The following is a 21,816-nucleotide window of genomic DNA, read 5'->3' as shown; positions in this document are numbered from 1 at the left end:
CTGGTACGTCGTGGTCGGAGTCGGCTACGTCGTCGCGTTCACGCTGCTGGCCGGGGCGGCGGGGTCGCTCCCGACCGTAGGCCTCCGCTGTTTCGCGCGCGTTTCCGGCGGGAGGCGCGCGATCCGGATCCGGAGCGGCCCCGCCCCCGGGTGCTAGAGCTCGCCCTGCTGCGAGGTGCCGGCCGGGATCGGGACGAGCCGCGTCACGACGGGAGGATGGGCGACGAGTCCGCGGATCGCCGCGTTGAGGCGGACGACCGGCTCGCCGGCGCCGTGCGCGTCGAGCAGGTCGCCGCTCGTCCACTTCTCTAGCATGACGATGGTGCCGTCGGGCGAGTCGTGGATCGCGTAGAGCTCGCAGCCCTCCTCCTCGTGCACCTCCGCGATGGCGGTGGAGAGGGCGGCGACGAGCGCGTCGCGCTGCCCCTCGGCGGGAGTGAAGATCGCGGTGACGACGACGGGATCGGACATGGCGTGCCTTTCGGAGGGGGGAGGGGGATCAGCGCCGCGGGGGTGCGGCGCAGCTGGAGCGGATGACGAGGTCGGCCTGCACCTCGATGTGCTGCGGCGCGTCGGGGAGGCGGCCCTGCATGCGGGCGAGGACGAGCTCGACGCTGTGACGGGCGAGCATGTCGATCGGCTGACGGACGACGCTGAGCGGCGGGGTGACCAGCTCACTCCACGGGTTGTCGTCGAACACGACGACCGAGAGGGCCTCCGGGATCCGGATCCCGAGCTGGAAGAGCCGGTGCACGGCGCTGCGCACCTGCGCGCCGCTGCCCGCGGTCTGAGGAGGCCGCGGCTGCCGCGGCACCTCCGGCCGCCGGAGCAGCCGCAGGCCGGTCGCGAGCTGCCAGGCCGTGACGGCGTAGACGGAGGCGCGCTCCCAGACGCCGTCGGGCAGCAGATCGACGCCGGGCACGCGGGTGTCGACCTGCAGCATCAGCAGCGCGAGCAGGCCGACCGCGCCGAGCACGATCCCGACCGTCCCGAGCGCCCACGGGGCGCGGCCGCGCCGGGCCGCGGCACCGGCGACGATCGAGGCCGCGTTGCCGCCGACGATCGCCATCGCGGCGCCGACCACGTGCAGGCCGCCGATCCCGTTCTGCGCACTGGCGCTGCTCCCGTGCACGAGGCCCACCACGGCGATGCCCACGGCGTAGACCACGGCGAGGGAGAGGAACAGCCCCCGCGATCCGCCCCGCGCCGCCCGCACGGTCGTGACGGCGGCGGCGAGGTAGAGCGCCCCCTGCAGGAGGAATCCGGCGTTCATCACCGCGTGCAGCGGCGAGTCGATCGCGCGCCCCTGGAACACGCCCACCTCGGGCACGCCGAGATCGCTGATGTAGTTCCGTGCGTAGCTGTAGCCCGGGAACGCGGACGCGGCGACCGCCTCCGCTCCGACGTAGGCGAGCGCGCTCACCACCCACAGCACTCCGGCCCCACGAGTTCCCATGCGCCCATCATCCCCGGGCCCGGCCGCGCCGGTCGTCGGCGCCGGACGGCTCCCCGGCTAGGCTCGCCGGATGCTGCAGGTGCGGGGTGAGTCCGGGCAGGCCGTGCTCCTCCTGCCGGGCGGGGGCGAGGCCGTCGACGGGTTCTTCCCCGGGCTGGTCGAGGGCCTGATCGTCGATCCGGGCTGCCGGGTGGTCCTCTACGACAGACCGGGCACAGCGGGGTCGGAGGTCGCCGGCGGACTGACCGACGCCGCCGACGCCGTCCACGCCGTGCTGGCCGGCCTCGGGACAGGTCCGGTCGTCGTGATCGGCCAGAGTCTCGGCGGTGCCGTCGCGATGCTGCTCGCTCGCGATCATCCCGAGGACGTCGCGGGACTCGTGCTCCTCGACCCGACGCCCGTCAACGACACGGCACTGGCGCGTCAGGTGGAGCGGACGGCCCGGGCGACGGCGACGCTCTCGAGACTGCCGGGGCTCGGCCGAGCGCTGTCCGCGCTGCTGCGCACGAGCGCCGCCCGGTCGGCGAGGCGCCACGCGATGAGCCCGGCCGCGCGCGCGGCCGCTCTCGCGATGGCGGACGTCGACCTGCCGGGGCTCGCCTCCGCCGCCGCCGGTCTGGAGCAGGTGGCGCGTGGCTTCGACGAGTCTCAGCTGCCCGCCGTCCCCGCGGCCGTGGTGACCGCGGACCGCCGGCCCGGGTCCTCCCTGCATCGCGCGCATCGGCGCGTCGCCGCCGCCCTGGACGCGCCGCTGCTGTCCTGGCCCGGAGCGGTGCACGAGGTGCACCTGAGCCACGAGCGCGAGGTGCTCGAGGTCGCCCGCGCGATCGTGCGGGCCGTCGCCTCCGACTAGGTCCGGAGCCGCTGCGCCGCCGCTCCGGTCACAGGCTGAACCCGCCGTCGGTCGTGAGCACCTGCCCGACGACCCAGCTGCCCGCCGACGTGGCCAGCCGTGCGATCAGCTCCGCGGGCAGGCGCGGGGCCACCCGGTACGAGGACGCCGCTCCGGCTCCGCTGCGCGAGGGAGGACGACGCGGACTACTCCTCGTCCGCCCGGTAGACCTTCCGGAACGCGTCCTTGCGGGCGATCCTCCCGCCGCGGAACTCGTAGATGTCGCAGCCCCGCGTGACCTGGGGTCGGCCGTCGGGGCCGGTCCCGGTGAAGGACCAGGTGGCCGCGCCGCGCGTCCCGGAGATGAGGGGAGCCCCCTCCTCGTGCCGCTCCTGTCCGGTGTCGAAGGCGAGCATGAGCGCGAATCCCTCGCGGACCTGCTCCTTGCCCGTCCAGGTGCGGCCGGGCTCGGGGCCGACGGACGCGCCGTAGACGCAGTCGTCGGTCATGTGGCTCATCAGCGCTTCGAGGTCGTGGCGGGTCCAGGCGTCGCTGAACGCGGCCAGCACCTCGGGCGTCATCTCGCTCGTGCTGGTCTCGGTCGAAGAGGAGTCGTCCATGAGCGGGCCTCGGTCCTTCTGATCGGTGGACCGTCGTCGGTCGCTCTGCGACCGTGGCAGGTGAGCGGCCGCAGTGGCAACGCCCTCTAGCGGTCATGTCCGGAAGCGGACGGCCGGCGGATCAGTGGTCCGTCGATCCGCCGACCAGCGGGTGAGCGCGACGGCGGGGGGCGGTGCACTGCGGGCGGCGGGAGCGGCCGCCGAGGCGACCCGCTCCACCGGGCACTGCCTCGTCTCGATGCTGAGCCCCTTCGCGAAGGCCGTGCCGAAGTCGGACGCGGGCCGGTCCTCCTCCGCCTCCTCGGTCGCGGCTCCCGGGTCGCCCGCTGCGGCCGGATGCTAGGCGCTCGCCGCCTCCTCCGCCACCTCCTCCCCGCCGACCGGCGCCGACGCGCAGGATGAGGAGCACCGGTCGCGGCGGGCACCGACTCCGCACCCGACCGGCACCGAGACCGCCACGAGCCCGCGCCGGCGGGAGGACAGCGAGAGCACCATGGGATTCTGGGGACCGACCGACGAGACCCGCAGCACGCGCCCGGTCGACGAGCCGCTCGGCGAGCTGGAGCTCGTGCACGCCTTCACCAGCGGGCCGATGCCCACCGGCGTCAGCGTCTCGCACACCGGGCGGATCTTCGTGAACTTCCCCAAGTGGGGAGACGAGGTCCCGGCCACGGTCGTGGAGCTGGTCGACGGAGCGGCGGTGCCCTACCCGGACGAGGCCTGGAACACGCCGTCGGGAGTCGACGACGCCGGCGCCCTCGTATCGGTGCAGAGCATCGTCGTCGATCCGGCCGACCGGCTCTGGATCCTCGACACCGGCAGCCCGATGTTCGAGCCGACGAAGAAGGGCGGCCCGAAGCTCGTCCGCGTCGACCTGGCGACCGACACCGTCGAGCAGGTGATCGTCCTCGAGCCGGACGTCGCCCTGCCGACCACCTACCTCAACGACGTGCGCTTCGATCTGCGGCGCGGCATCGCCTACATCACCGACTCGGCCGATTCAGGCCCGAACGGGATCATCGTCGTCGACCTCGAGGCGGGGACCGCCTGGCGCCGCCTGCACGACCACCCGAGCACGAAGGCGCTCACTCCTCCGGAGCTCGTGCCGATGGCCGAGGGCCGCGTGCTGATGAAGCGCCCGGCCGACGGCGACCCGCAGCCGGTGACGATGGGCGCTGACGGCATCGCGATCTCGGCCGACGGCGAGCGCCTCTGGTACTGCCCGCTCGCCTCCCGCCGCTGGTTCAGCGTGGCGACGGCGGCCCTGGTCGACCGGTCGGTGCCGGACGAGGACGTCGCGGCGACCGTCGTCGACGAGGGCGACAAGGGCGGGGGAGCGGACGGCCTCGAGACGGATGCGCTGGGCCGCTTCTACGCCACGAGCTACGAGAACAACGCGATCGTCCGCCGTCGCACCGACGGCACGATGGAGACGATCGTGCACGACGAGCGGCTGCTCTGGCCCGACACCATGTCGATCGCGACGGACGAGCACCTGTACGTCACCGCGAACCAGCTGCACCGCCAGGCCGATTACCAGGGCGGCACGGATCTGCGGACGTACCCGTACTCGCTGTTCCGGGTGCGGATCGGCGCGGGGCCGGTTCTCCTGCGCTGAAGGCCCCCGCCCGGTCTCCTGCGCCGAGATCCGCAGCGCGGATCAGCGCCAGTGGGCGAGCTCCGTGCGGAGGGTCCCGCGGGCGCGGGCGAGCAGTCCGCGGACGGTCGAGGTCGTGAGCCCCAGCTCGTGCGCGATCGCGTCATAGCTGCACTGCTCCAGCTGGCGCAGCTCCCAGCAGCGGCGCTGGGCCGGGGGCATCGCGGCGAGCACCCGGTTGGCGTCGGCGGCGAGCGATCCGCAGTGCGCGGCGTGCTCCGGGTCGTCGGCAGCGGAGGCGGGGAACTCGTCGTCCAGCTCGGCTCGCAGCCGCGAGACGCTGGAGCGGAGCCGGTCGACGCTGCGGCGGCGGGCGGTCGTGACGAGCCAGCCGGCGATGGTCTCGCCGTCGATCACGCTGTCCACGTGGGTCCACGCCGCGAGGAACGTCTCCTGCACCACGTCGTCGACGTCGGCGCTGCTGCGGAGGGTGCGGGCGGCCGTCGCGCGGAGCAGCGCGGTGTAGCGGCGGACGATGGTGGCGAACGCGCGGTCGTCGCCCTCCGCGGCGCGGATGACGAGCATCCGGTCCGAGTCGGGCTCGAGCAGTGCGAGCGGCGGCGCGGCGAGGGTCGAGGTGCGGGCCCTCGGGAGGCGTGCGGGGGTGGTGGCGGTGAGCATGCGGACTCCGGTCGACTTGATGTGTACGCATGATTCGGAGGCGCGCTCCGGCCCGGTTTCCCGGGGCGGGACCCCAGTGGGAGGGGCAGGTCTGTCCGGTTTCCGGGGACGTCAGCGCCGCCGCGACCACCAGCGGCGGGACCGCTCCGGCTCGGCGGCCGCCCGGGCCTCGGCCTCGGCGGCGCGATCGGCGCGCCGCTGCGACCAGGCGGCGACCTCCTCGTCGACGTCCCGGAGCGGGGTGACGACGGGCGGACCGCCCAGCAGCTGGCGGCGCGCCTCGATCACCCGCGTGTTGAAGTCGGCGAGCTCGGCGCGCACCTCCTCCTCGCGGTGCAGGCGGTCGAGGCGCTCGTCGAGCGCGCGGTCCTCGGCGCGGAGGAGGAAGGCGGCCGGGCCGATACCGGTGAGGTTCTCGCGCTCGATCTTGCGGCGGATCCACCAGTCCGGGTCGTGGGCCGCGCCCAGGTCCGGAAGCGGCTTCCCCGATCCCGGCAGGTCGTCGAAGTCGCCGCGGCGGATCGCGAGCTGGATCGCCGTCTCGACGAACGCGGCCCGCTCGAGCGGATCCTCCGGCAGGGCGGGCTGCTCCGCCTCCTCCTCGCCCGCGGCGCCGGCCCGGTACCGGGCGGCGCGCTCCCTCGCATCCGACATCCCTCCACGCTAGATCGGGCTCCTCGCCCCGGGCAACCACCCCTCCCGCCGTCTCCGTGGTCGGCGGGGCTCCGCGGGTCGACATCGCCGGACCGGCGTGCGTAGTATCGATACTCGATAACATCGACGATCGATAAGGAGCACGCCATGACGAGTGTCATCCCCAGCGGACCGGTCCGGGAGCGTCCGCGCGTGTTCCGGGTGGCCAGGGCGGTCCTGCTCATCGTCGCGGTCTTCTCCGTGCTCACCGCGCTCCTGCAGACCTGGACCGTCACCACCGGGCGCACCCTGCTGGTCTTCGGGGGAGCGGACGGCCGCCTCCCGCTCCGGAGCCTCCCGCAGCTGCTGCAGGCCGAGCCGCGCGAGGGCACCGCGCCCACGCTCGCCGACGCCGCCCTCTCCCTCCGCCTGCTCGGTGCGCTGCCGAGCCTCCTCCAGGCGGTCACGATCGTCCTCGCCACGGTCTTCCTCCTGCGGGTCCTCCGCGGCATCGCGGCCGGACGCCCGTTCGACCCCTTCGTCCTCGCGAACTGGCGCCGTCTGAGCCTCGCCCTGCTGATCGGAGGAGTGGCGCAGGGCCTCGCCGACACCGCGGCCGGCCTGTACCTCAGCTCCGGCATCGGCCTGCTGTTCGCCGCCGGCCGGGTGACCGACGAGCAGCGCGATGCCTTCCTCGGCGGCGACTACCAGGCCATCGGGACGAACCTGCCGCAGTGGCCCGTCCCCGTCCTGCTCGCCGGAGTGGTGGCCCTCGCCCTGACGGCGGCGTTCCGCGCCGGCGCGAAGCTCGAACGGGACGTCGACGGCGTTGTCTGAGCCCGCCGACGACGAGAGGCACTGGATCGACTGCCACCTCGGAGCAGTGCTGGCCGAGCGCGGCGTGACCCTCACCGCCCTCTCGGCCCGCACCGGCATCACGATGGCGAACCTCTCCATCCTCAAGAACAACCGCGCCCGCGCGATCCGCTTCACGACGCTGACGCTCATCTGCGACGCGCTCGACTGCACCCCGCAGGAGCTGTTCTCGATCCGGGCCGTCGACGAGCGGGGGTAGCGGCGGGCGGATCGGCCAGGGGATCTCTGCGGGGCCGATGGTAGGGACGCCGTCCGATCCGACCGTCGATCGAGCAGGCCTCAGCCGCGCTCCACGTCCGCCCCTCCTGGGATCGGCCGGAGCTCCCCGGAGCTCGCTCTCGTCCCGACCCATGGATGAGCCTCACCAGCGCGGTTGGCGGCCTCGGCCATCGACCGTCCACAGGGGAGCGAGCTCGTCAGCGGGACCGTCGAATGCTCCTCCGGTGGATGCCGGCGGCTGCTCGCGGTCGTCCCTCCCGACGCGAATCACTCCCGAGCAGTTGTCGAGCGAGCTCGAGAGGACCCCGCAGACACGCATCGCGGGAACCCTCCGGGACCCTCGCTCCATCACGGTGACTGCCACCGTCGAAGGGCCCCTCCTGAAGATCCGGGCCGACTACTGGTCCCAGGAGTACATCCCCTGGGGACGTGTGCGAAGCGTCCTCGTGGGTGCTTCCGCGAACCGGTCCCGTCGCGCTGTGCGATCTCCCTGAGACGGCGGCGGTGTACCCGTCGACGAGGCCGCCGGTCATCGTCCCCGCGAGGAGCGCCCGCTTCAGACCCGCACCGACGACGAACACGTCGATCGACCCGGGGTTCCCGAACGGGGGACGGACCGTGATGCACGTCTGGTCGTGCTGAGCGGCGGTCAGCGGTCGAGGACTTGACGAATGACGAGGACTCGGTTCTCCGTCGACTCCCGCCCGACCGGGTCGAAGCCGCTCGCCGTCATCACTGAGACCCTGCTCGAGCCGGTCGGCGTGCTCGTGCGCGCCGCGCTGCGGCCGCTTCCCGCCCGCTCAGTCCAGCGGGTAGCCCGGCAGCCCGTCGATGCTGACCGCGTTCCGCGTGGCGCGGTACTCGGCCATGCCGTCGGGGCCCTTCTTCTCGGCCTGGAGGAGGAGCAGGTCGCGCTCGCCGACCGGCTCCATCACGGGCACGCCCCAGCCGCACGCGTCGCTGATGCGGGTGAGCTCGACGGTGACGACCGCGCGGGTGCTCGGGTGCTCGGGGTGCTGCTCCGCGACCTCGGTGAACGCCTCCGAACCGGGCAGGTGCACGGAGCCGGTGCCGTGCAGGCGGACGATGCGCGGACGCGATCCGAACGACGCGAACATCAGGCACACGCGCCCGTTCTCGCGCAGGTGCGCGATCGTCTCGACTCCGCTGCCCGTGTAGTCGACCCAGCCGACCCGCCGCGGGCCGAGGATCGAGAACGAGTCGTGGCCGCGCGGCGACATGTTGACGTGCCCGTCGGCGGCGAGGGGCGCGGTGGCGACGAACCACATCGGCTGCTCGTGGATCCAGGAGGAGAGGCTCTCGTCGATCTCGTCGTAGACGTGCGCCACGGGGTCAGGCCCCGGCTGCGCGGCGGACCAGCTCGGTGACGGCGGCGCGCGTCTCGGCGTCGGCGGAGACGAGCGCGTAGGCGGTCGGCCAGATCGTGCCGTCGTCGAGCTGGGCGCCGTCCTGGAAGCCGAGGGTCGAGTAGCGCGTGCCGAACTTCGCGCCGGGCTGGAAGAAGACGATCGCCTTGCCGTCGGAGCGCGCGTAGGCGGGGAAGCCGTACCAGGTCTTCGGGAGGAGATCGGGGGCGGTCTCGCCGACGACCTCGTGGAGCATCTGGGCGATCGGCCGCTCCTCGTCGGTCATCGCGGCGATCGCGGCCTCCGCGTCCCTGCGGTCGGCGTCGGCCTTGTCGGCGCTCTTCTGCCGCTTCGCCTCCGCCCGCAGCTCGGCCGCGCGCTGCTTCATCGCCGCGCGCTCGTCCTTCGAGAAACCGTCTTCGGAGGCCAAGTCCGCCCGTCCCGTCCGTCTGCGGCTCCCGGTCCGGGAGCGTCCCCGCACATCGTGACAGCGCCGCACTCGCCGCACAACGGCGGGAGCGAGCGCGACCGCGCGCCCCGGAAGCCCAGCCTCCGCGGTTAGCGTGGGCGGATGCGCCTCCTCCTGATCCGCCACGGCCAGACCCCCTCCAACGTCGCCGGGCTCCTCGACACCCGCATCCCCGGACCCGGGCTCACCGACCTCGGCCGCACCCAGGCCGCGGCACTGCCCGGTCGGCTCGCCGGCGAGGGGATCGGCGCGCTGCTCGTCTCGACGATGGTCCGCACCCACGAGACGGCCGCCCCTCTCGCCGCGGCCCTCGGGCTCGAGCCGATGGAGCGCGACGGCATCCGCGAGGTCGCGGCCGCGGGGCTCGAGATGCGCGGCGACGACGCGGCGGTCGAGGAGTACATGGGCACGGTCTTCCGCTGGGCCGGCGGCGAGACGTCGATCCGGCTGGCGGGCGGCGAGACGGGCGACGAGTTCGCGGCGCGCTACGACGCGGTGGTGGCGGAGGCGGAGGCGCTCGGGCACGAGGTCGTCGCGCTGATCAGCCACGGCGCCGCCATCCGCTGCTGGGCGGGTCTGCGCTCCCTCGACCTCGATGCGCGCTTCATCGCCGACCACCTGCTCGACAACACCGGCGTCGTCGTCCTCGAGGGCTCGGGCGACGCGTGGACGCTCGTGTCCTGGCAGGGCGAGCCCGTCAGTGGAGTCGGCGCGGCGGCCCCCTCGGGCCCGGCGGGCGAGACCACTGTCTGAGCTGCGGGGCCTCCTCGCCGGTCGAGCAGCGGCGGATGGAGACCGGCCGGAACGAGCGCCGCCGGCCGCGCCACCACGGTAACGATCGCGCAACAGTCCGGAAACCAGCTCCGACCAGCACTTTCACTTGCGCTGATCGGTTCACCGCCACCCCTGGACCCGCCCCCGCAATTGTCCGACGTTTGCCCCTCGGCGGCTCCGCGGCTACCGTGGTCGGCGGTCCTCACGGGCCCCGATGAACCGGTCCGCGCTCGCACGGCGTCCCCCAGGACGCGCCGCGATCGTACGGTCAACGGGAGTGGAGGCGGCCCCGAGGCCGCCTCGGACGCTCTCGCCTCCACCCCCTGCCGCGCTGAGCGGCGGGACGCACGCGGAGGCTCGACGCACGGCTGTCCCACGCTCCCGACCCGGCACCACGAGATGAGCGCAGGGCGTCGTCCCTGCGCGCCGACGGAGTGTACGTGCACCAGAACCAGCAGACCATCAGCGAGCCCCGGAGCGAGGCGGGCGCCGATCCCGCGACCCCCGCTCTCGAGGCCCGCCACCTCTTCAAGGTGTTCGGCCGGAAGCCCGACGAGGTCGTCCGCCGACTGGGCGAGGGCGCCGACCGCGGCGAGCTCGCCGGACTCGGCACGGCCGCGGTGATCGACGCGTCCTTCACCGTGCGCCGCGGCGAGATCTTCGTCGTGATGGGCCTCTCCGGCTCCGGGAAGTCCACCCTGATCCGCATGCTGAACGGGCTCCAGGAGCCCTCCGCGGGCGAGGTCCTGATCGAGGGCTCCACCATCACCGGCGTCTCCGAGGCGGAGCTGCGCCGCGTGCGCCGCTCGTCGGTGTCGATGGTGTTCCAGCACTTCGCGCTCCTCCCGCACCGCACCGTGCTCGACAACGTCGCGTACCCGCTCGAGATCCAGGGCGTCCCCGCGGCCGAGCGCCGCGAGCGGGCCCTGCTCGCGGTCGAGCGCGCCGGTCTCGCCGGCTGGCACGAGAAGATGCCCGACGAGCTCTCCGGCGGCATGCGCCAGCGCGTCGGCCTCGCCCGGGCGCTCGCCGCCGACACCGACATCGTGCTGATGGACGAGGCGTTCTCGGCACTCGACCCGCTGATCCGCCGCGAGATGCAGGAGCAGCTGATCGAGCTGCAGCACGAGCTCGGCAAGACCATCGTCTTCATCACGCACGACCTCAACGAGGCCATGTTCCTCGGCGACCGCATAGCGGTGATGCGCGACGGCCGCATCGTCCAGATCGGCACCCCGGAGGAGATCCTCACCGACCCGGCGAACGACTACGTCGCCCAGTTCGTGCAGGACGTCGACCGCGCCCGCGTGCTCACCGCCTCCGCCGTGATGGAGCCCGCCCGCTCCGTGGTCACCCTGGCGGCCGGTCCCCGCGCCGCGCTCCGGAGCATGCGCGACCTGCAGACCTCGGCCGCGTTCGTGGTCGGCGGCGGACGCCGCCTGCTGGGCACGGTCCGCGACCGCGACGTGATCGAGCAGGTGCGCCGGAGCACCGGCGACCTCTCGGCGGTCCTCGCCTCCGACGTCGTCACCGTCGGTCCGGACACCGCCCTCAGCGAGGTCATCGAGCCCGCCGTCGAGTCGGCGCTGCCGGTCGCCGTGGTCGACGCCGACGGGCGTCTGCTCGGAGCGATCCCGCGGGTGACCCTGCTCGCGGCGCTCGGCAACGTGCCCGCCCGCACCGGCGAGCACCCGGTGATCGAGCCGCCCGCCACCGTCTCGACCGAGGTCGTCACCGCGACCCTGCACGCGACCGGAGGCCCCGTCGACGACGCCGTCCTCGCGGCGGACGGAGGTGCACGATGACCGATCTCGGATTCCGCCTCCCGCTCGGCGCCCTCGCCGAGGGTGCCGTCGATGTCCTCACGCAGACCTTCCAGCCGGTCTTCGACCTGCTGCGCACCGTCTTCGGCGCCCTCTACTCCGGCGTCGACCTCGCCCTCGCCACGCCGCCCTTCTGGGTGATCGTCGCCTTCCTCGCCGTACTGGCCTACGCCGTCCGCGGCTGGGTCTTCGCGGCCGGCACCGCCGTGGGGCTCCTGCTGATCGTGGGGGTCGACCAGTGGGAGAACGCGATGGACTCCCTCGCGCTGGTGCTCGTCGCCTCCGTGATCGCCATCGCGCTGAGCGTGCCGCTGGGCGTGCTCGCCGCGCGCAACCGCACGGCCTCCGCGGTCATCCGGCCCGTGCTCGACCTGATGCAGACGATGCCGGCCTTCGTCTACCTGATCCCCGCGCTGATCCTGTTCCGGGTCGGAGTGGTGCCCGGCATCGTCGCGACCATCGTGTTCGCGATGGCGCCGGGCGTCCGGCTCACCGAGCTGGGCATCCGCGGCGTCGACCCAGAGCTCGTCGAGGCGGGGGAGTCGTTCGGCTCCTCGAAGTGGCGGATCCTCCGGCAGATCCAGCTGCCGCTGGCGCTGCCCTCGATCCTGGCGGGCCTCAACCAGGTCATCATGCTCTCGCTCTCGATGGTCGTCATCGCGGGCATGGTCGGCGCCGGAGGGCTGGGCGGCGACGTCGTCGCGAGCCTCAACCGGATCGACGTCGCGCTCGGCTTCGAGGCGGGCATCTCCGTCGTGATCCTCGCGGTCGTCCTCGACCGGATGACCGGCGCGCTGGGCTCGCCCTCGCCGGCGAGGGTCGCCCGGGCGAAGAACCGCCGCGCCGTCGTGGCGACCCGCTCGGCCGTCGGCGTCGTCTCGATCGGCCTGGTCGCGTCCCTCGGGGCCGCGACCCTCGCCGCTCCCGCCACCGCCGCCTCCGTCGACAACGGCGACCGCACCGACGTGACCGTCGCCGTGTTCCAGGGCTGGGACGAGGGGATCGCCGTCTCCGCTCTGTGGGAGGCGGTGCTCGAGGAGCAGGGCTACGACGTGACCCTGCAGAACGCCGACGTCGCCCCCGGCTTCCAGGGCCTCTCGACCGGCGACTACGACCTCGCCCTCGACACCTGGCTGCCGCTCACCCACGCCCGGTACGTCGAGCAGTACGGCGACTCGATCGTCGACCTGGGCGCGTGGAACGACGAGGCGAAGCTGACCATCGCGGTCAACGAGGACGCCCCGATCGACTCCCTCGAGGAGCTCGCCGCCGACCCGGGCGTCGTCGGGAACCGCCTGATCGGCATCGAGCCCGGCTCCGGTCTCAACAAGACGACGACCGAGGACGTCATCCCCGGCTACGGCCTGGAGGGGATGGACTACCTCACCTCGTCGACGCCGGCCATGCTCCAGGAGCTCTCGAGCGCGACCGCCGCGGGCGAGAACATCGCCGTCACGCTCTGGCGCCCGCACTGGGCCTACGACGCCTTCCCGGTCAAGGACCTCGAGGACCCGAAGGGCCTGCTCGGGCAGGCGGAGGGGATCCACTCCTTCGGCTCGGCCGCGTTCGACGCGGACTACCCGACGATGAGCCGCTGGATCCGCGACTTCCGGATGGACTCGAAGACGCTCTACTCGCTCGAGAACGCGCTGTTCAACGACGGGGCCGACGACCGCTCCGCCGCCCTCGCCGCGTGGATGGACGAGAACCGGGAGTACGTCGACACGCTGATCACCTGATCCGCCACCACGACGGAGGCCGAGAGGCCGGGCGGCCCGGGACCAGGGCTGTCCCGGCCTCTCGGCCTTCGTCGCGCAGGGGTCAGGCGGCGCTGACCCGGCGTCCCGCGGTGGCGCGGACGAGGAGGGTGACCACCAGCACCACGGCGGCGGCGACCAGCGCGGCGATCCCGGCGGGGACCGAGACGAGCTCGCCGGCGAAGCGGCCGACGGCGACCCAGGAGAGTCCCCAGACGAGCGAGAGCATCGGGGCGATGCGGCCGCGGCCGGTGACCGCGATCAGGAGTCCGACGAGCGCGGCGACGGCGAGGACGACGACCGCCCAGACCGCGGCGCCCGGACCGTCCGCGCTGCCGACTCCCGCGCCGACGAGCCCGGCGGTGACGTTCGCGGCCGTGGCCACGCACACCCAGCCGAGGTAGAGCCCGAAGGTGCCGTCCGTCACGATCGCGTCGACCACTCCGGCCGACCGGGTGGTCCGCAGGATCACGAAGATGCGCGCGAGCACGGCGAGCAGCAGGGCGATCACGACGACGCTGAGCGTCAGGAAGCCGGCCTGGACGACCAGGATCCACGCGGCGTTCAGGAGGAGGCTCGCGGCGGCCCAGTAGCCCAGCCGGCGGTGGCGGGTGCGAGCGGTCTGCGAGGGCAGGAACTGCCAGATCGCGTAGGCGATGAGGCCGGTGTAGATGACGCTCCAGATCGCGAAGGCGGGGCCGTCGGGAGCGATGGGGGTCGAGGACGCGGTCAGGGCGCCGCCGGCCGCGTTCTGGATCTGGGTGCCGCCAGCGGCGCCCGAGCCGATGAACGAGCCGATGAGGGCGAGCACCGCGCTCACGGCGACGACTACCTGGCGGATCCGGTCGGCGCGGTCGGGGGTTCGTGTGGCGGTCAAGTCGCTCCTCCATTAGTCAGCTGGCTGAGTAATGAGAGTAGCGCGATTCCGCTCCCCGTCCACTGGGGCTTGCGGAGCGGCCCCGGCCCGGGATGAGGGCCGGGGCCGGATTCTCAGGCGCGGGCGGCCGCGTACTGCTCGCGGATCACCGGGCGGTGGTCCGGCGCGGGCTCGGCCACCGAGGTGACGGTCCACGTCGGACGCGATCCTGTCAGCGCCCAGGCGGCCTGCACGGCAGCACCGTCGGCCACGTACTCGCCGGGCGTCGGCACCTGCACGGGCACGTCGAACACCTGCGATGCAGCGAGCTGCACGGCGCGGTTCTGCGCGGCTCCGCCGATGAGGAGGATGCGCCGCGCCTCCACTCCCTGCGTGCGAACGGCGTCGAGGCCGTCGGCCAGTCCGCAGAGCATGCCCTCGATCGCCGCGCGGGCGAGGTTCGGGCGCGTGGTCGAGGCGATGGTCATCCCGTGCAGGCTCGCGGTCGCGTCCGGCAGGTTCGGCGTGCGCTCGCCCTCGAAGTAGGGGACGAGCACGAGGCCGTCGGCACCCGGCTCCGCCTCGAGCGCCAGTGCGGCGAACTCGTCGAAGTCGCTGCCGAGCAGGGTCGCGGTCGAGGCCAGCACGCGCGCGGCGTTGAGCGTCGCGACCAGCGGCAGGAAGCGCCCGCTCGCGTCGGCGAAGCCGGCGACGGTCCCGGAGGCGTCGCGCACCGGGTCGTCCGTGACGGCGAAGACGGTGCCGCTCGTGCCGATGCTGACGACCACGTCGCCGGGGCCGGCGCCGAGGCCGAGCGCGGCGCCCGCGTTGTCGCCCGCGCCGGGGCCGACGACGAGTCCGCTCTCGGTGCGGCCCGCCTCCTCCGAGGGGCCGAGCACGCGGGGGAGCAGCGGGCGGTGGCCGAGGGCGCGCTCGAGCAGGTCGAGGTCGTAGCCGTCCGCTCCCCAGTACGAGGTGCCGGACGCGTCGGACCGGTCGGTCGTGAGCGCGTCGAGCTGCGGACCACGGGCGGAGTCGGGGCCGTAGCCGAGCAGGCGCCAGGTCAGCCAGTCGTGGGGGAGCGCGACGGCGGCGACACGGGCGGCGTTCTCGGGCTCGGCGTCCCGCAGCCAGCGGAGCTTGGTGGCGGTGAAGGAGGCGACCGGCACCGATCCGGTCCGCTCCGCCCAGGCCCCGGCTCCGAGCTCCTCGATGAGCGCGGCGGCGGCGGGCGCGCTGCGGGTGTCGTTCCAGAGCAGAGCGGGACGGATGACGGCGCCGCTCCCGTCGAGGACGACCATGCCGTGCTGCTGGCCGCCGACCGAGATCGCGGCGACGTCGTCGAGCCCGCCGGCGTCGGCGAGGGCGAGCTGCAGCGCCTCCCACCAGGCGGCCGGATCGACCTCGGTGCCGTCCGGGTGGCTCGCTCGGCCGGTGCGCACCACGGCGCCGGTGTCGAGGTCGCGGACGACCACCTTGCAGCTCTGGGTCGACGAGTCGATCCCTGCGACGAGCGTCATCGCTGTCCTCTTTCGTTGGGGGGTTCGGGTTCGGGCGTCCGGTGCGGAACCGGGCCGGATGCAGGAGAACGGACGAGATCCCGTGCGGGTGCAGGGGATCTCGTCCGTCTCAGGTCGTCCCGCGGCGGACCGCGGGCTCAGAGGGTGCGGGTCAGCCGCGGGCGCCGAGCAGGTGCTCGGTGGCCAGCTGCTGCAGGCGCACGAAGCCGAAGCCCTTGCCGCCGAGGTAGGCGTCGGCGTTGAACGACTCGTACGAGGCGGTGTCCGCGAGCAGGTCGTCGTACGACTCGCCCTCGTTCAGCGTCGGGGTGGAGAGCTCGGCGACCTTCGCGGCTGCCAGCGCCTCCTGCACCTCGGGGTCGGCGCGGAAGGCCGCGGCGCGCTCCTTGAGCAGCAGGTAGGTGCGCATGTTCGCGGCGGCCGAGTCCCAGACTCCGGTCTCGTCCTCGGTGCGCGAGGGCTTGTAGTCGAAGTGGCGCGGGCCGTCGTAGGCCGGGACGCCGCCGGGGCCGCCGTTCTCGAGGAGGTCGACGAGCGAGAACGCGTTGTGCAGGTCGCCGTGGCCGAAGACCAGGTCCTGGTCGTACTTGATGCCGCGCTGGCCGTTGAGGTCGATGTGGAAGAGCTTGCCGTGGTACAGCGCCTGGGCGATGCCGGCGGTGAAGTTCAGGCCCGCCATCTGCTCGTGGCCGACCTCGGGGTTCACGCCGACGAGCTCGGGGCGCTCGAGGGAGTCGATGAACGCGATCGCGTGGCCGAGCGTGGGCAGCAGGATGTCGCCGCGGGGCTCGTTCGGCTTGGGCTCGATGGCGAAGCGGATGTCGTAGCCCTTGTCGGTGACGTAGTCGCCGAGCAGGTTGACGGCCTCGCGGTAGCGCTCGAGCGCGGCGCGGATGTCCTTGGCGGAGTCGTACTCGGCGCCCTCGCGGCCGCCCCACATGACGAAGGTCTTCGCGCCCAGCTCGGCGGCGAGGTCGATGTTGCGGAGGACCTTGCGCAGCGCGAAGCGGCGGACGTCGCGGTCGTTCGAGGTGAAGCCGCCGTCCTTGAAGACCGGGGCGCTGAAGAGGTTGGTGGTGACCATCGGCACGATGAGGCCGGTGGACTCCAGCGCGCCCTTGAGGCGGTCGATCTGGGTCTGGCGCTCGGCGTCGGTGGAGCCGAAGGCGAACAGGTCGTCGTCGTGGAAGGTGAGGCCGTAGGCGCCGAGCTCGTCGAGCTTCTCGACCGCGTGGACGACGTCGAGCGGCTCGCGGGTCGGGCCGCCGAACGGGTCCGTCCCGTTGTAGCCGATGGTCCAGAGGCCGAAGGAGAACTTGTCGGCGCGGGTGGGGGTCAGGGACATGGGATCCGAATCCTTTCCGGCGACGTCGCCGAATTGTTGTTGGGCCCAACATATCCCGTGAGGGTCGGGAGGCGCAACGAGCGGAAGGCCCGGCGCGTCGCCCTCCGGCCCCTCGCGGGTGCCGCCCGCCCGAGCCGCGGAACCGCTCGCGGAGCGGGCCGGCGCCCGGGGAGGTCGTCGCGAGGACCGCTTGCGCAAGCGCTTCGACTGTGCGTACAGTCGCTCCAGCACGACCGGTCGAAGCGCTTCGAAGCCCGACCGCGACCGACGACGACGTCCGGCAGGAGGAGCCATGGCGACCATCCACGACGTGGCCCGCGCTGCCGGAGTCTCGATCAGCACCGTCTCCTACGCCCTCTCCGGCAAGCGCTCGATCGCCGCCTCCACCCGGCAGCGCGTCGACGACGCGGTGCGCCAGCTCGGCTACCGGCCCCACGCGGGAGCGCGGATGCTCGCCGGGGCGCGAACCCACATCCTCGCCCTCTCCGCCCCGATGCGCGGAGAGCTGCACCTGCCGACCCACATGCGCTTCGTCACCGAGGTGCTCGAGCGCGCCCGGGAGTCGGACTACGACGTCCTGCTGCTCGTCACCGACGAGGCCTCCAGCGGCATCGGGCGCGTCTCCTCCTCCTCGCTCGTCGACGGCATCGTCCTGATGGGCGTCGACGACGACGACGACCGCGCCGAGTTGATCCGCGCGGCCGGGGTCCCCGCCACCTTCATCGGCGTGCCCGCCGACTCCCACGATCTCGCCTGCGTCGACCTCGACTTCGCCGAGGCCGCCCGTCAGAGCGTCCGCCGGCTCGCCGAGCTCGGCCACCGCTCGCTCGGCCTGCTCGAGCACCCGCAGTCCTACACCGACCGCAACGCCGGCTTCGTCCGCCGCTTCGACGAGGCGTTCCGCGCCGAGGCCGCAGCGCTCGGAGTCGAGATCGCGGTCGAGCGCCCGCACATCGGCCGCCCGAGCGCACAGGCCGCGATCGACGCGATCCTCGCCGCACCCGTCCCGCCCACCGCGCTCGTGCTGCACTGCAACGAGCCCGTGGCGGAGGCGGCGATCGAGCGCGTCCTCGAGCGAGGCCTCTCCGTCCCCGGCGACCTGTCGATCCTGGCGGCCTGCGCCAGCTACGACGGCGGCGCCCTCCCGGTCCCCACCAGCAGTCTTCCCCTCCCGTTCGACGCGATGTGCCGAGCGGCCGTCGCGCGGACCCTCCAGCAGATTGACTCCGGCCGCACCGTCGGCGTCGAGCTGCTCCCGCCCTCCTACGTCGACCGCGGATCCCTCGCGGTCGCTCCGACCGGCGCTCCGGTGCCGGCGGTCCCGTCCGGCACTCCCGCGCCGGCCTCCCTCTAGTCCTCCACCCTCTTCCCGCCCGCTCCGGCTCTGCGCACTGTCGAAACGCTTCGACACCGCGCCTCCGTGAGAGAGCGCTCCCTGCACCACATCCGCAGCACCACCGCACCGTTCGAAGGAGAACCACCGCAATGTCGCTCCGATCCCGCTCCGCCTTCCACCGCCCGACCGCCGGTCTCAGCCGGCGCAACCTCCTCGCCGGCGGAGTCGGCCTCAGCGCGATGTTCGCGCTGGCCGCCTGCTCCGGTGGCGGCTCCGACGCCGGCTCCGACGCGCTCTCGACCACGGTCGACGGCGCCGGACGCACCCTCACCCTGTGGGACTTCGAGACGCCCGACAGCGACCGCGGCATCGCCTGGCTCGCCGCCCGCGACATCTTCACCCAGGAGACGGGGGCCGAGATCGCGTACGAGTTCAAGGCCTTCGAGCAGCTGCGCACCGGCGCCAGCCAGATCTTCAACTCCAACTCGGCGCCCGACGTCGTCGAGTACAACAAGGGCAACGCGACCAGCGGACTCCTCTCGAGCCAGGGCCTGCTCACCAACCTCGACGAGGCGGTCGAGTTCTACGGATGGGACTCGCTGATCCCCGGCGCGCTGCAGACCACCGCGAAGTACGACGAGAACGGGATCATGGGCTCCGGCTCCTGGTACGGCATCCCCAACTACGGCGAGTTCACCTTCGTCTACTACAACAAGGACGCCTTCGCCGCCAACGGCCTCGAGGTCCCCACCACCTACGAGGAGTTCACGGCCGTCCTCGACGCCTTCGTGGCCAAGGGGATCACCCCGCTGGCCGAGGCCGGCGCCGAGTACCCGCTGCAGCAGCTCTTCTACCAGCTCGCGCTGCTGAAGGCCGACCGCTCCTGGATCACCGACTACCAGACCTACACGGGCGAGGTCGACTTCGAGGACGCGGCCTGGAGCTACGCGGCCGACCAGCTGAAGACCTACGTCGACAAGGGCTACTTCTCGGCCGACGCCTCCGGGCTGAAGGCGGAGGACGCGGGCACGGCATTCATCTCGGGCGAGTACCCGATCTTCTTCTCGGGCTCCTGGTGGTTCGGCCGCTTCAAGACCGAGATCACCGGATTCGAGTGGGACACGTTCCTCTTCCCGGGCGCCGAGTTCACGATGGGCTCCGCCGGCAACCACTGGGTGATCCCGGAGACGGCGAAGAACAAGGACCTCGCCTACATGTGGATCGACATCACGATGCGACCCGAGATCCAGAACCTCATCGGCAACAACGGAGGCATCCCGCTGGTCGTCGACGAGAGCGCCATCACCGACGAGAAGAGCAAGGCGCTGCTCTCGCAGTGGAAGACGGTCGTCGACGGCGACCAGCTCTCCTTCTACCCCGACTGGCCCACCGCGACCTTCTACGACGACCTGGTCGCCGCCACGCAGGAGCTCATCAACGGCTCCTCCGACGAGTCCGCCATGCTCTCCGACCTCCAGGCCAAGTACGACGACGGAGTCGCCGACATCACGTGACGCGGAAGCGTCACGTGACGTCGGCCGAGGCGGCCTACCCCGCTCCTGCAGGCGCGGAACGGCAGCGGAAGACCTGAGGACGTGACGGCGACCCCTCGAGGGGGTCGCACGAGCACCGCCGAGCCTCCACCCCCCCCCGCTGGATGCCGCTCCGGTACGCGACACGCCGTCGCCTCCGTACCGGAGCGGCATCCCGCGGCAGCACCCAACTACCCCGTCCGACCTAGGAGTACCCATGACGACGACAGCACCTCGTCGCGCGGAGAGCGCGCCGCCTCCCACGACGCCGCCCCGCGAGAAGCGCTCCGGCGGCTACTGGCTCTACCTGATCCCCGGGTTCGTGCTCTTCACGTTCATCGTGCTGATCCCGCTGATCTGGAACGTCTACATCAGCTTCACGTCCTGGCGCGGCATCAAGCCGCCGATCTTCATCGGCCTCGACAACTGGATCGAGCTGATGGGCGACGACCAGTTCTGGACCTCGTTCCTCAACTCGGTCTACATGATCATCGCGATGGTGATCGTCCCCACGATCCTCGGACTCCTGCTCGCGGCGATCCTCTTCGATCTCGTCGGCAAGAAGTTCGGCGGGCGCCTGGCGAGCTTCCTCCGCGCCACCTACTACCTCCCGCAGATCCTGCCGACCGTCATCGCCGCGATCGTCATCGGCTGGATCCTCCGCCCCGACAACGGCGCGCTGAACTCGATCCTCGAGGCCGTCGGGCTCGGCTCCCTCGCGCACGACTGGCTCGGCAAGCCGGACACCGCGATGCTCTCGATCATGGTCGTGATGATCTGGGTGCAGCTGGGCTACCCGGTCGTCATCTTCATGGCGGCGCTGCAGCGCGTGGACCCCGAGCTCTACGAGGCGGCGGAGCTCGACGGGGCGAACTGGTTCCAGCGCTTCCGCTGGATCACGGTCTCGATCATCCGGCCCGAGATCTTCGTGGTCACCCTCACCTGCACCATCGCCGCGCTGAAGGTCTTCGGCCCGATCTACGCCCTGACCCGCGGCGGCCCCGGCGACTCCACGATCGTCCCCTCCTACTACTCGTACACCGAGTTCTTCCAGAAGCAGCAGGTGGGCTACGGCGCCACCATCGCGACCGCGCTCACGATCGTCATCGTGATCCTCGCCGTGCTGTTCATCCGCGCCCAGGAGCGCGTCGAGCGCAGCGAAGGAGCCCGCTGATGTCGGCCATCGAGACCCTGCCCCTCACCCAGGCCGGCACGGAGGACGCGGACCTCTCGTCCTCCCGTCCCGCCAAGCCCGCGAAGGGCACGACGAAGCGCACCCTCGGCGACTGGGTGATCCTCGCCGTCGCCGTGGTGATCGGGCTCGTGATCATCAGCCCGGTGCTGCTGATCCTGCTCAACTCCTTCAAGACCCCCGCGGAGTACTCGGCGAACGGCCCGCTCGCCTTCCCGACCGGCCTCTCCTTCGACGGCCTCTCGACCTTCTGGAGCCGCGTCGACTTCCCCGAGAAGCTCGGCAACTCGATCCTCATCTCGGGGTCGGTCGCGATCCTCGCCGTCGCCCTCTCGGTGCTGAACGCCTACGCGATCGGCATCGGCCGGGTTCGCGGCCGGAGCTGGATCATCGTCCTGTTCCTGCTGGCGAACATGCTCCCGCAGGAGGCCCTGCTCTACCCGCTGTACTACATGTTCAAAGCGGTCGGGATCTACGACACCCAGCTGTCGGTCATCGTCATCTTCACCGTCATCCAGTCGGCGTTCGGCACCTATCTGCTCTCGAGCGTCTACGGCACCTTCCCGAAGGAGATCCTCGAGGCCGCGGCTCTCGACGGCGCCTCGAAGTGGCAGGTCCTCACCCGGGTGATCGTCCCGATCTCGCGGCCCACCCTCTCGGTGCTGATGATCTTCTTCTTCATCTGGACCTGGAACGAGTTCCTCATCCCGCTGGTCTTCCTGGTGAGCGACGCGACGCAGACCGTCCCGATCGCGATCTCGAGCCTCCAGGGCGACAAGATCATGGACGTCACCACGACCAGCGCGAGCGCCCTCCTGGGCCTTCTCCCGACGCTGATCTTCTTCCTGATCTTCCAGCGCACCCTCACCCGCGGCATCACCGCCGGCGCGGTCAAGTAGCCCTCTCTCCCTCCGTCGGCGCCTCCCTCGCG

Annotated in this window: 22 protein-coding genes; 12 read left to right on the top strand and 10 right to left on the bottom strand. The window is 72.3% G+C overall.

Features of this window, described 5'->3' with window-relative positions:
- Nucleotides 1-153: 153 nt before the first annotated feature.
- Both C5C69_RS15510 and C5C69_RS15505 read right to left on the bottom strand, forming a co-directional pair.
- Complete coding sequence (locus C5C69_RS15510; protein WP_104224889.1) at nt 154-471, bottom strand: putative quinol monooxygenase; 318 nt, start codon at nt 469-471, stop codon at nt 154-156.
- 28 nt (nt 472-499) lie between these two features.
- The gene (locus tag C5C69_RS15505; RefSeq protein WP_258065290.1) at nt 500-1,456 is read right to left on the bottom strand and encodes a DUF998 domain-containing protein; all 957 of its coding nucleotides are present in this window, start codon (nt 1,454-1,456) and stop codon (nt 500-502) included.
- Nucleotides 1,457-1,526: 70 nt separating this feature from the next.
- Here C5C69_RS15505 and C5C69_RS15500 point away from each other — a divergent pair, with 70 nt between their 5' ends.
- A complete protein-coding gene (locus C5C69_RS15500; RefSeq protein WP_104234565.1) occupies nt 1,527-2,309 on the top strand; it encodes an alpha/beta fold hydrolase in 783 nt (260 codons plus the stop codon).
- Nucleotides 2,310-2,494: 185 nt separating this feature from the next.
- Here the strand turns inward: C5C69_RS15500 and C5C69_RS15495 are convergent, their stop codons facing one another.
- Nucleotides 2,495-2,908 carry a nuclear transport factor 2 family protein gene (locus C5C69_RS15495; RefSeq protein ID WP_219812389.1) on the bottom strand — a complete coding sequence of 138 codons (414 nt, stop codon included), beginning with the start codon at nt 2,906-2,908 and terminating at the stop codon, nt 2,495-2,497.
- A 124-nt stretch (nt 2,909-3,032) separates the two neighbouring features.
- Between C5C69_RS15495 and C5C69_RS15490 the strand changes: the two genes are divergently transcribed.
- Nucleotides 3,033-3,251: a hypothetical protein gene (locus tag C5C69_RS15490; protein ID WP_104234564.1), complete on the top strand. Its 219-nt coding sequence runs from the start codon at nt 3,033-3,035 to the stop codon at nt 3,249-3,251.
- Nucleotides 3,252-3,401: 150 nt separating this feature from the next.
- Complete coding sequence (locus C5C69_RS15485; protein ID WP_104234563.1) at nt 3,402-4,526, top strand: L-dopachrome tautomerase-related protein; 1,125 nt, start codon at nt 3,402-3,404, stop codon at nt 4,524-4,526.
- A 42-nt stretch (nt 4,527-4,568) separates the two neighbouring features.
- Here C5C69_RS15485 and C5C69_RS15480 read toward each other — a convergent pair whose 3' ends face one another.
- Together C5C69_RS15480 and C5C69_RS15475 are read right to left on the bottom strand one after the other, a co-directional pair.
- A complete protein-coding gene (locus C5C69_RS15480; protein ID WP_104234562.1) occupies nt 4,569-5,186 on the bottom strand; it encodes an RNA polymerase sigma factor in 618 nt (205 codons plus the stop codon).
- Between the two features lie 111 nt (nt 5,187-5,297).
- A complete protein-coding gene (locus C5C69_RS15475; RefSeq protein WP_104234561.1) occupies nt 5,298-5,840 on the bottom strand; it encodes a DUF1992 domain-containing protein in 543 nt (180 codons plus the stop codon).
- Nucleotides 5,841-5,987: 147 nt separating this feature from the next.
- Between C5C69_RS15475 and C5C69_RS15470 the strand changes: the two genes are divergently transcribed.
- On the top strand, nt 5,988-6,656 hold the full coding sequence (locus C5C69_RS15470; RefSeq protein WP_104227364.1) for a hypothetical protein: 669 nt from the start codon (nt 5,988-5,990) through the stop codon (nt 6,654-6,656).
- Entirely contained in the window at nt 6,649-6,894 is a 246-nt protein-coding gene (locus C5C69_RS15465; RefSeq protein ID WP_181067874.1) for a helix-turn-helix transcriptional regulator, read from the top strand. Before C5C69_RS15470 ends, C5C69_RS15465 begins: the two co-directional genes overlap by 8 nt.
- A gap of 820 nt (nt 6,895-7,714) precedes the next feature.
- Here C5C69_RS15465 and C5C69_RS15460 read toward each other — a convergent pair.
- Entirely contained in the window at nt 7,715-8,263 is a 549-nt protein-coding gene (locus tag C5C69_RS15460) for a pyridoxamine 5'-phosphate oxidase family protein (RefSeq protein WP_104234560.1), read from the bottom strand.
- Between the two features lie 4 nt (nt 8,264-8,267).
- Complete coding sequence (locus C5C69_RS15455; RefSeq protein ID WP_104224881.1) at nt 8,268-8,711, bottom strand: hypothetical protein; 444 nt, start codon at nt 8,709-8,711, stop codon at nt 8,268-8,270.
- Between the two features lie 141 nt (nt 8,712-8,852).
- Here C5C69_RS15455 and C5C69_RS15450 point away from each other — a divergent pair, with 141 nt between their 5' ends.
- The 3 genes from C5C69_RS15450 (at nt 8,853) to C5C69_RS17425 (ending at nt 13,086) form a co-directional block, all read left to right on the top strand.
- Nucleotides 8,853-9,503: a histidine phosphatase family protein gene (locus C5C69_RS15450; protein WP_104234558.1), complete on the top strand. Its 651-nt coding sequence runs from the start codon at nt 8,853-8,855 to the stop codon at nt 9,501-9,503.
- Nucleotides 9,504-9,964: 461 nt separating this feature from the next.
- On the top strand, nt 9,965-11,329 hold the full coding sequence (locus C5C69_RS15445) for a glycine betaine/L-proline ABC transporter ATP-binding protein (protein ID WP_258065309.1): 1,365 nt from the start codon (nt 9,965-9,967) through the stop codon (nt 11,327-11,329).
- Nucleotides 11,326-13,086 carry an ABC transporter permease/substrate binding protein gene (locus C5C69_RS17425; protein WP_104234557.1) on the top strand — a complete coding sequence of 587 codons (1,761 nt, stop codon included), beginning with the start codon at nt 11,326-11,328 and terminating at the stop codon, nt 13,084-13,086. The genes C5C69_RS15445 and C5C69_RS17425 overlap by 4 nt, the downstream gene beginning before the upstream one ends.
- 82 nt (nt 13,087-13,168) lie before the next feature.
- Here the strand turns inward: C5C69_RS17425 and C5C69_RS15435 are convergent, their stop codons facing one another.
- The 3 genes from C5C69_RS15435 to xylA all read right to left on the bottom strand — a co-directional run bounded on the left by C5C69_RS15435 (nt 13,169) and on the right by xylA (nt 16,825).
- Nucleotides 13,169-13,981 carry a tryptophan-rich sensory protein gene (locus tag C5C69_RS15435; protein WP_104224878.1) on the bottom strand — a complete coding sequence of 271 codons (813 nt, stop codon included), beginning with the start codon at nt 13,979-13,981 and terminating at the stop codon, nt 13,169-13,171.
- A gap of 113 nt (nt 13,982-14,094) precedes the next feature.
- Nucleotides 14,095-15,480: a xylulokinase gene (xylB, locus tag C5C69_RS15430; protein ID WP_104258268.1), complete on the bottom strand. Its 1,386-nt coding sequence runs from the start codon at nt 15,478-15,480 to the stop codon at nt 14,095-14,097.
- Between the two features lie 151 nt (nt 15,481-15,631).
- The gene (xylA, locus tag C5C69_RS15425; RefSeq protein WP_104258267.1) at nt 15,632-16,825 is read right to left on the bottom strand and encodes a xylose isomerase; all 1,194 of its coding nucleotides are present in this window, start codon (nt 16,823-16,825) and stop codon (nt 15,632-15,634) included.
- Between the two features lie 292 nt (nt 16,826-17,117).
- On the opposite strand from xylA, the gene C5C69_RS15420 reads away from it, so the two are divergent.
- The 4 genes from C5C69_RS15420 (at nt 17,118) to C5C69_RS15405 (ending at nt 21,784) form a co-directional block, all read left to right on the top strand.
- Entirely contained in the window at nt 17,118-18,179 is a 1,062-nt protein-coding gene (locus tag C5C69_RS15420) for a LacI family DNA-binding transcriptional regulator (RefSeq protein ID WP_104227356.1), read from the top strand.
- A 131-nt stretch (nt 18,180-18,310) separates the two neighbouring features.
- Nucleotides 18,311-19,675 (top strand): ABC transporter substrate-binding protein, encoded by a 1,365-nt coding sequence (locus C5C69_RS15415; RefSeq protein WP_258065311.1) that lies wholly within the window; start codon nt 18,311-18,313, stop codon nt 19,673-19,675.
- 235 nt (nt 19,676-19,910) lie between these two features.
- On the top strand, nt 19,911-20,867 hold the full coding sequence (locus C5C69_RS15410; protein WP_104258266.1) for a carbohydrate ABC transporter permease: 957 nt from the start codon (nt 19,911-19,913) through the stop codon (nt 20,865-20,867).
- Complete coding sequence (locus C5C69_RS15405; protein WP_104227354.1) at nt 20,867-21,784, top strand: carbohydrate ABC transporter permease; 918 nt, start codon at nt 20,867-20,869, stop codon at nt 21,782-21,784. Before C5C69_RS15410 ends, C5C69_RS15405 begins: the two co-directional genes overlap by 1 nt.
- Nucleotides 21,785-21,816 lie beyond the last annotated feature (32 nt).

Origin of the sequence: Rathayibacter sp. AY1C7, from assembly GCF_002931865.1 — a bacterium.
Classification (GTDB): domain Bacteria; phylum Actinomycetota; class Actinomycetes; order Actinomycetales; family Microbacteriaceae; genus Rathayibacter.
This window is presented reverse-complemented; position numbering and strand designations above follow the sequence as displayed.

Bases quoted from the DNA above. Each gene is read 5' to 3' on its own strand.
- C5C69_RS15405 (WP_104227354.1), top strand. From the start codon at position 20,867: ATGTCGGCCATCGAGACCCTGCCCCTCACCCAGGCCGGCACGGAGGAC.
- C5C69_RS15480 (WP_104234562.1), bottom strand. From the start codon at position 5,186: ATGCTCACCGCCACCACCCCCGCACGCCTCCCGAGGGCCCGCACCTCG.
- C5C69_RS15470 (WP_104227364.1), top strand. From the start codon at position 5,988: ATGACGAGTGTCATCCCCAGCGGACCGGTCCGGGAGCGTCCGCGCGTG.
- xylB (WP_104258268.1), bottom strand. From the start codon at position 15,480: ATGACGCTCGTCGCAGGGATCGACTCGTCGACCCAGAGCTGCAAGGTG.
- C5C69_RS15495 (WP_219812389.1), bottom strand. From the start codon at position 2,908: ATGGACGACTCCTCTTCGACCGAGACCAGCACGAGCGAGATGACGCCC.
- C5C69_RS15450 (WP_104234558.1), top strand. From the start codon at position 8,853: ATGCGCCTCCTCCTGATCCGCCACGGCCAGACCCCCTCCAACGTCGCC.
- C5C69_RS15505 (WP_258065290.1), bottom strand. From the start codon at position 1,456: ATGGGAACTCGTGGGGCCGGAGTGCTGTGGGTGGTGAGCGCGCTCGCC.
- C5C69_RS15475 (WP_104234561.1), bottom strand. From the start codon at position 5,840: ATGTCGGATGCGAGGGAGCGCGCCGCCCGGTACCGGGCCGGCGCCGCG.
- C5C69_RS15485 (WP_104234563.1), top strand. From the start codon at position 3,402: ATGGGATTCTGGGGACCGACCGACGAGACCCGCAGCACGCGCCCGGTC.
- C5C69_RS15410 (WP_104258266.1), top strand. From the start codon at position 19,911: ATGACGACGACAGCACCTCGTCGCGCGGAGAGCGCGCCGCCTCCCACG.
- C5C69_RS15415 (WP_258065311.1), top strand. From the start codon at position 18,311: ATGTCGCTCCGATCCCGCTCCGCCTTCCACCGCCCGACCGCCGGTCTC.
- C5C69_RS15420 (WP_104227356.1), top strand. From the start codon at position 17,118: ATGGCGACCATCCACGACGTGGCCCGCGCTGCCGGAGTCTCGATCAGC.
- C5C69_RS17425 (WP_104234557.1), top strand. From the start codon at position 11,326: ATGACCGATCTCGGATTCCGCCTCCCGCTCGGCGCCCTCGCCGAGGGT.
- C5C69_RS15510 (WP_104224889.1), bottom strand. From the start codon at position 471: ATGTCCGATCCCGTCGTCGTCACCGCGATCTTCACTCCCGCCGAGGGG.
- C5C69_RS15500 (WP_104234565.1), top strand. From the start codon at position 1,527: ATGCTGCAGGTGCGGGGTGAGTCCGGGCAGGCCGTGCTCCTCCTGCCG.
- xylA (WP_104258267.1), bottom strand. From the start codon at position 16,825: ATGTCCCTGACCCCCACCCGCGCCGACAAGTTCTCCTTCGGCCTCTGG.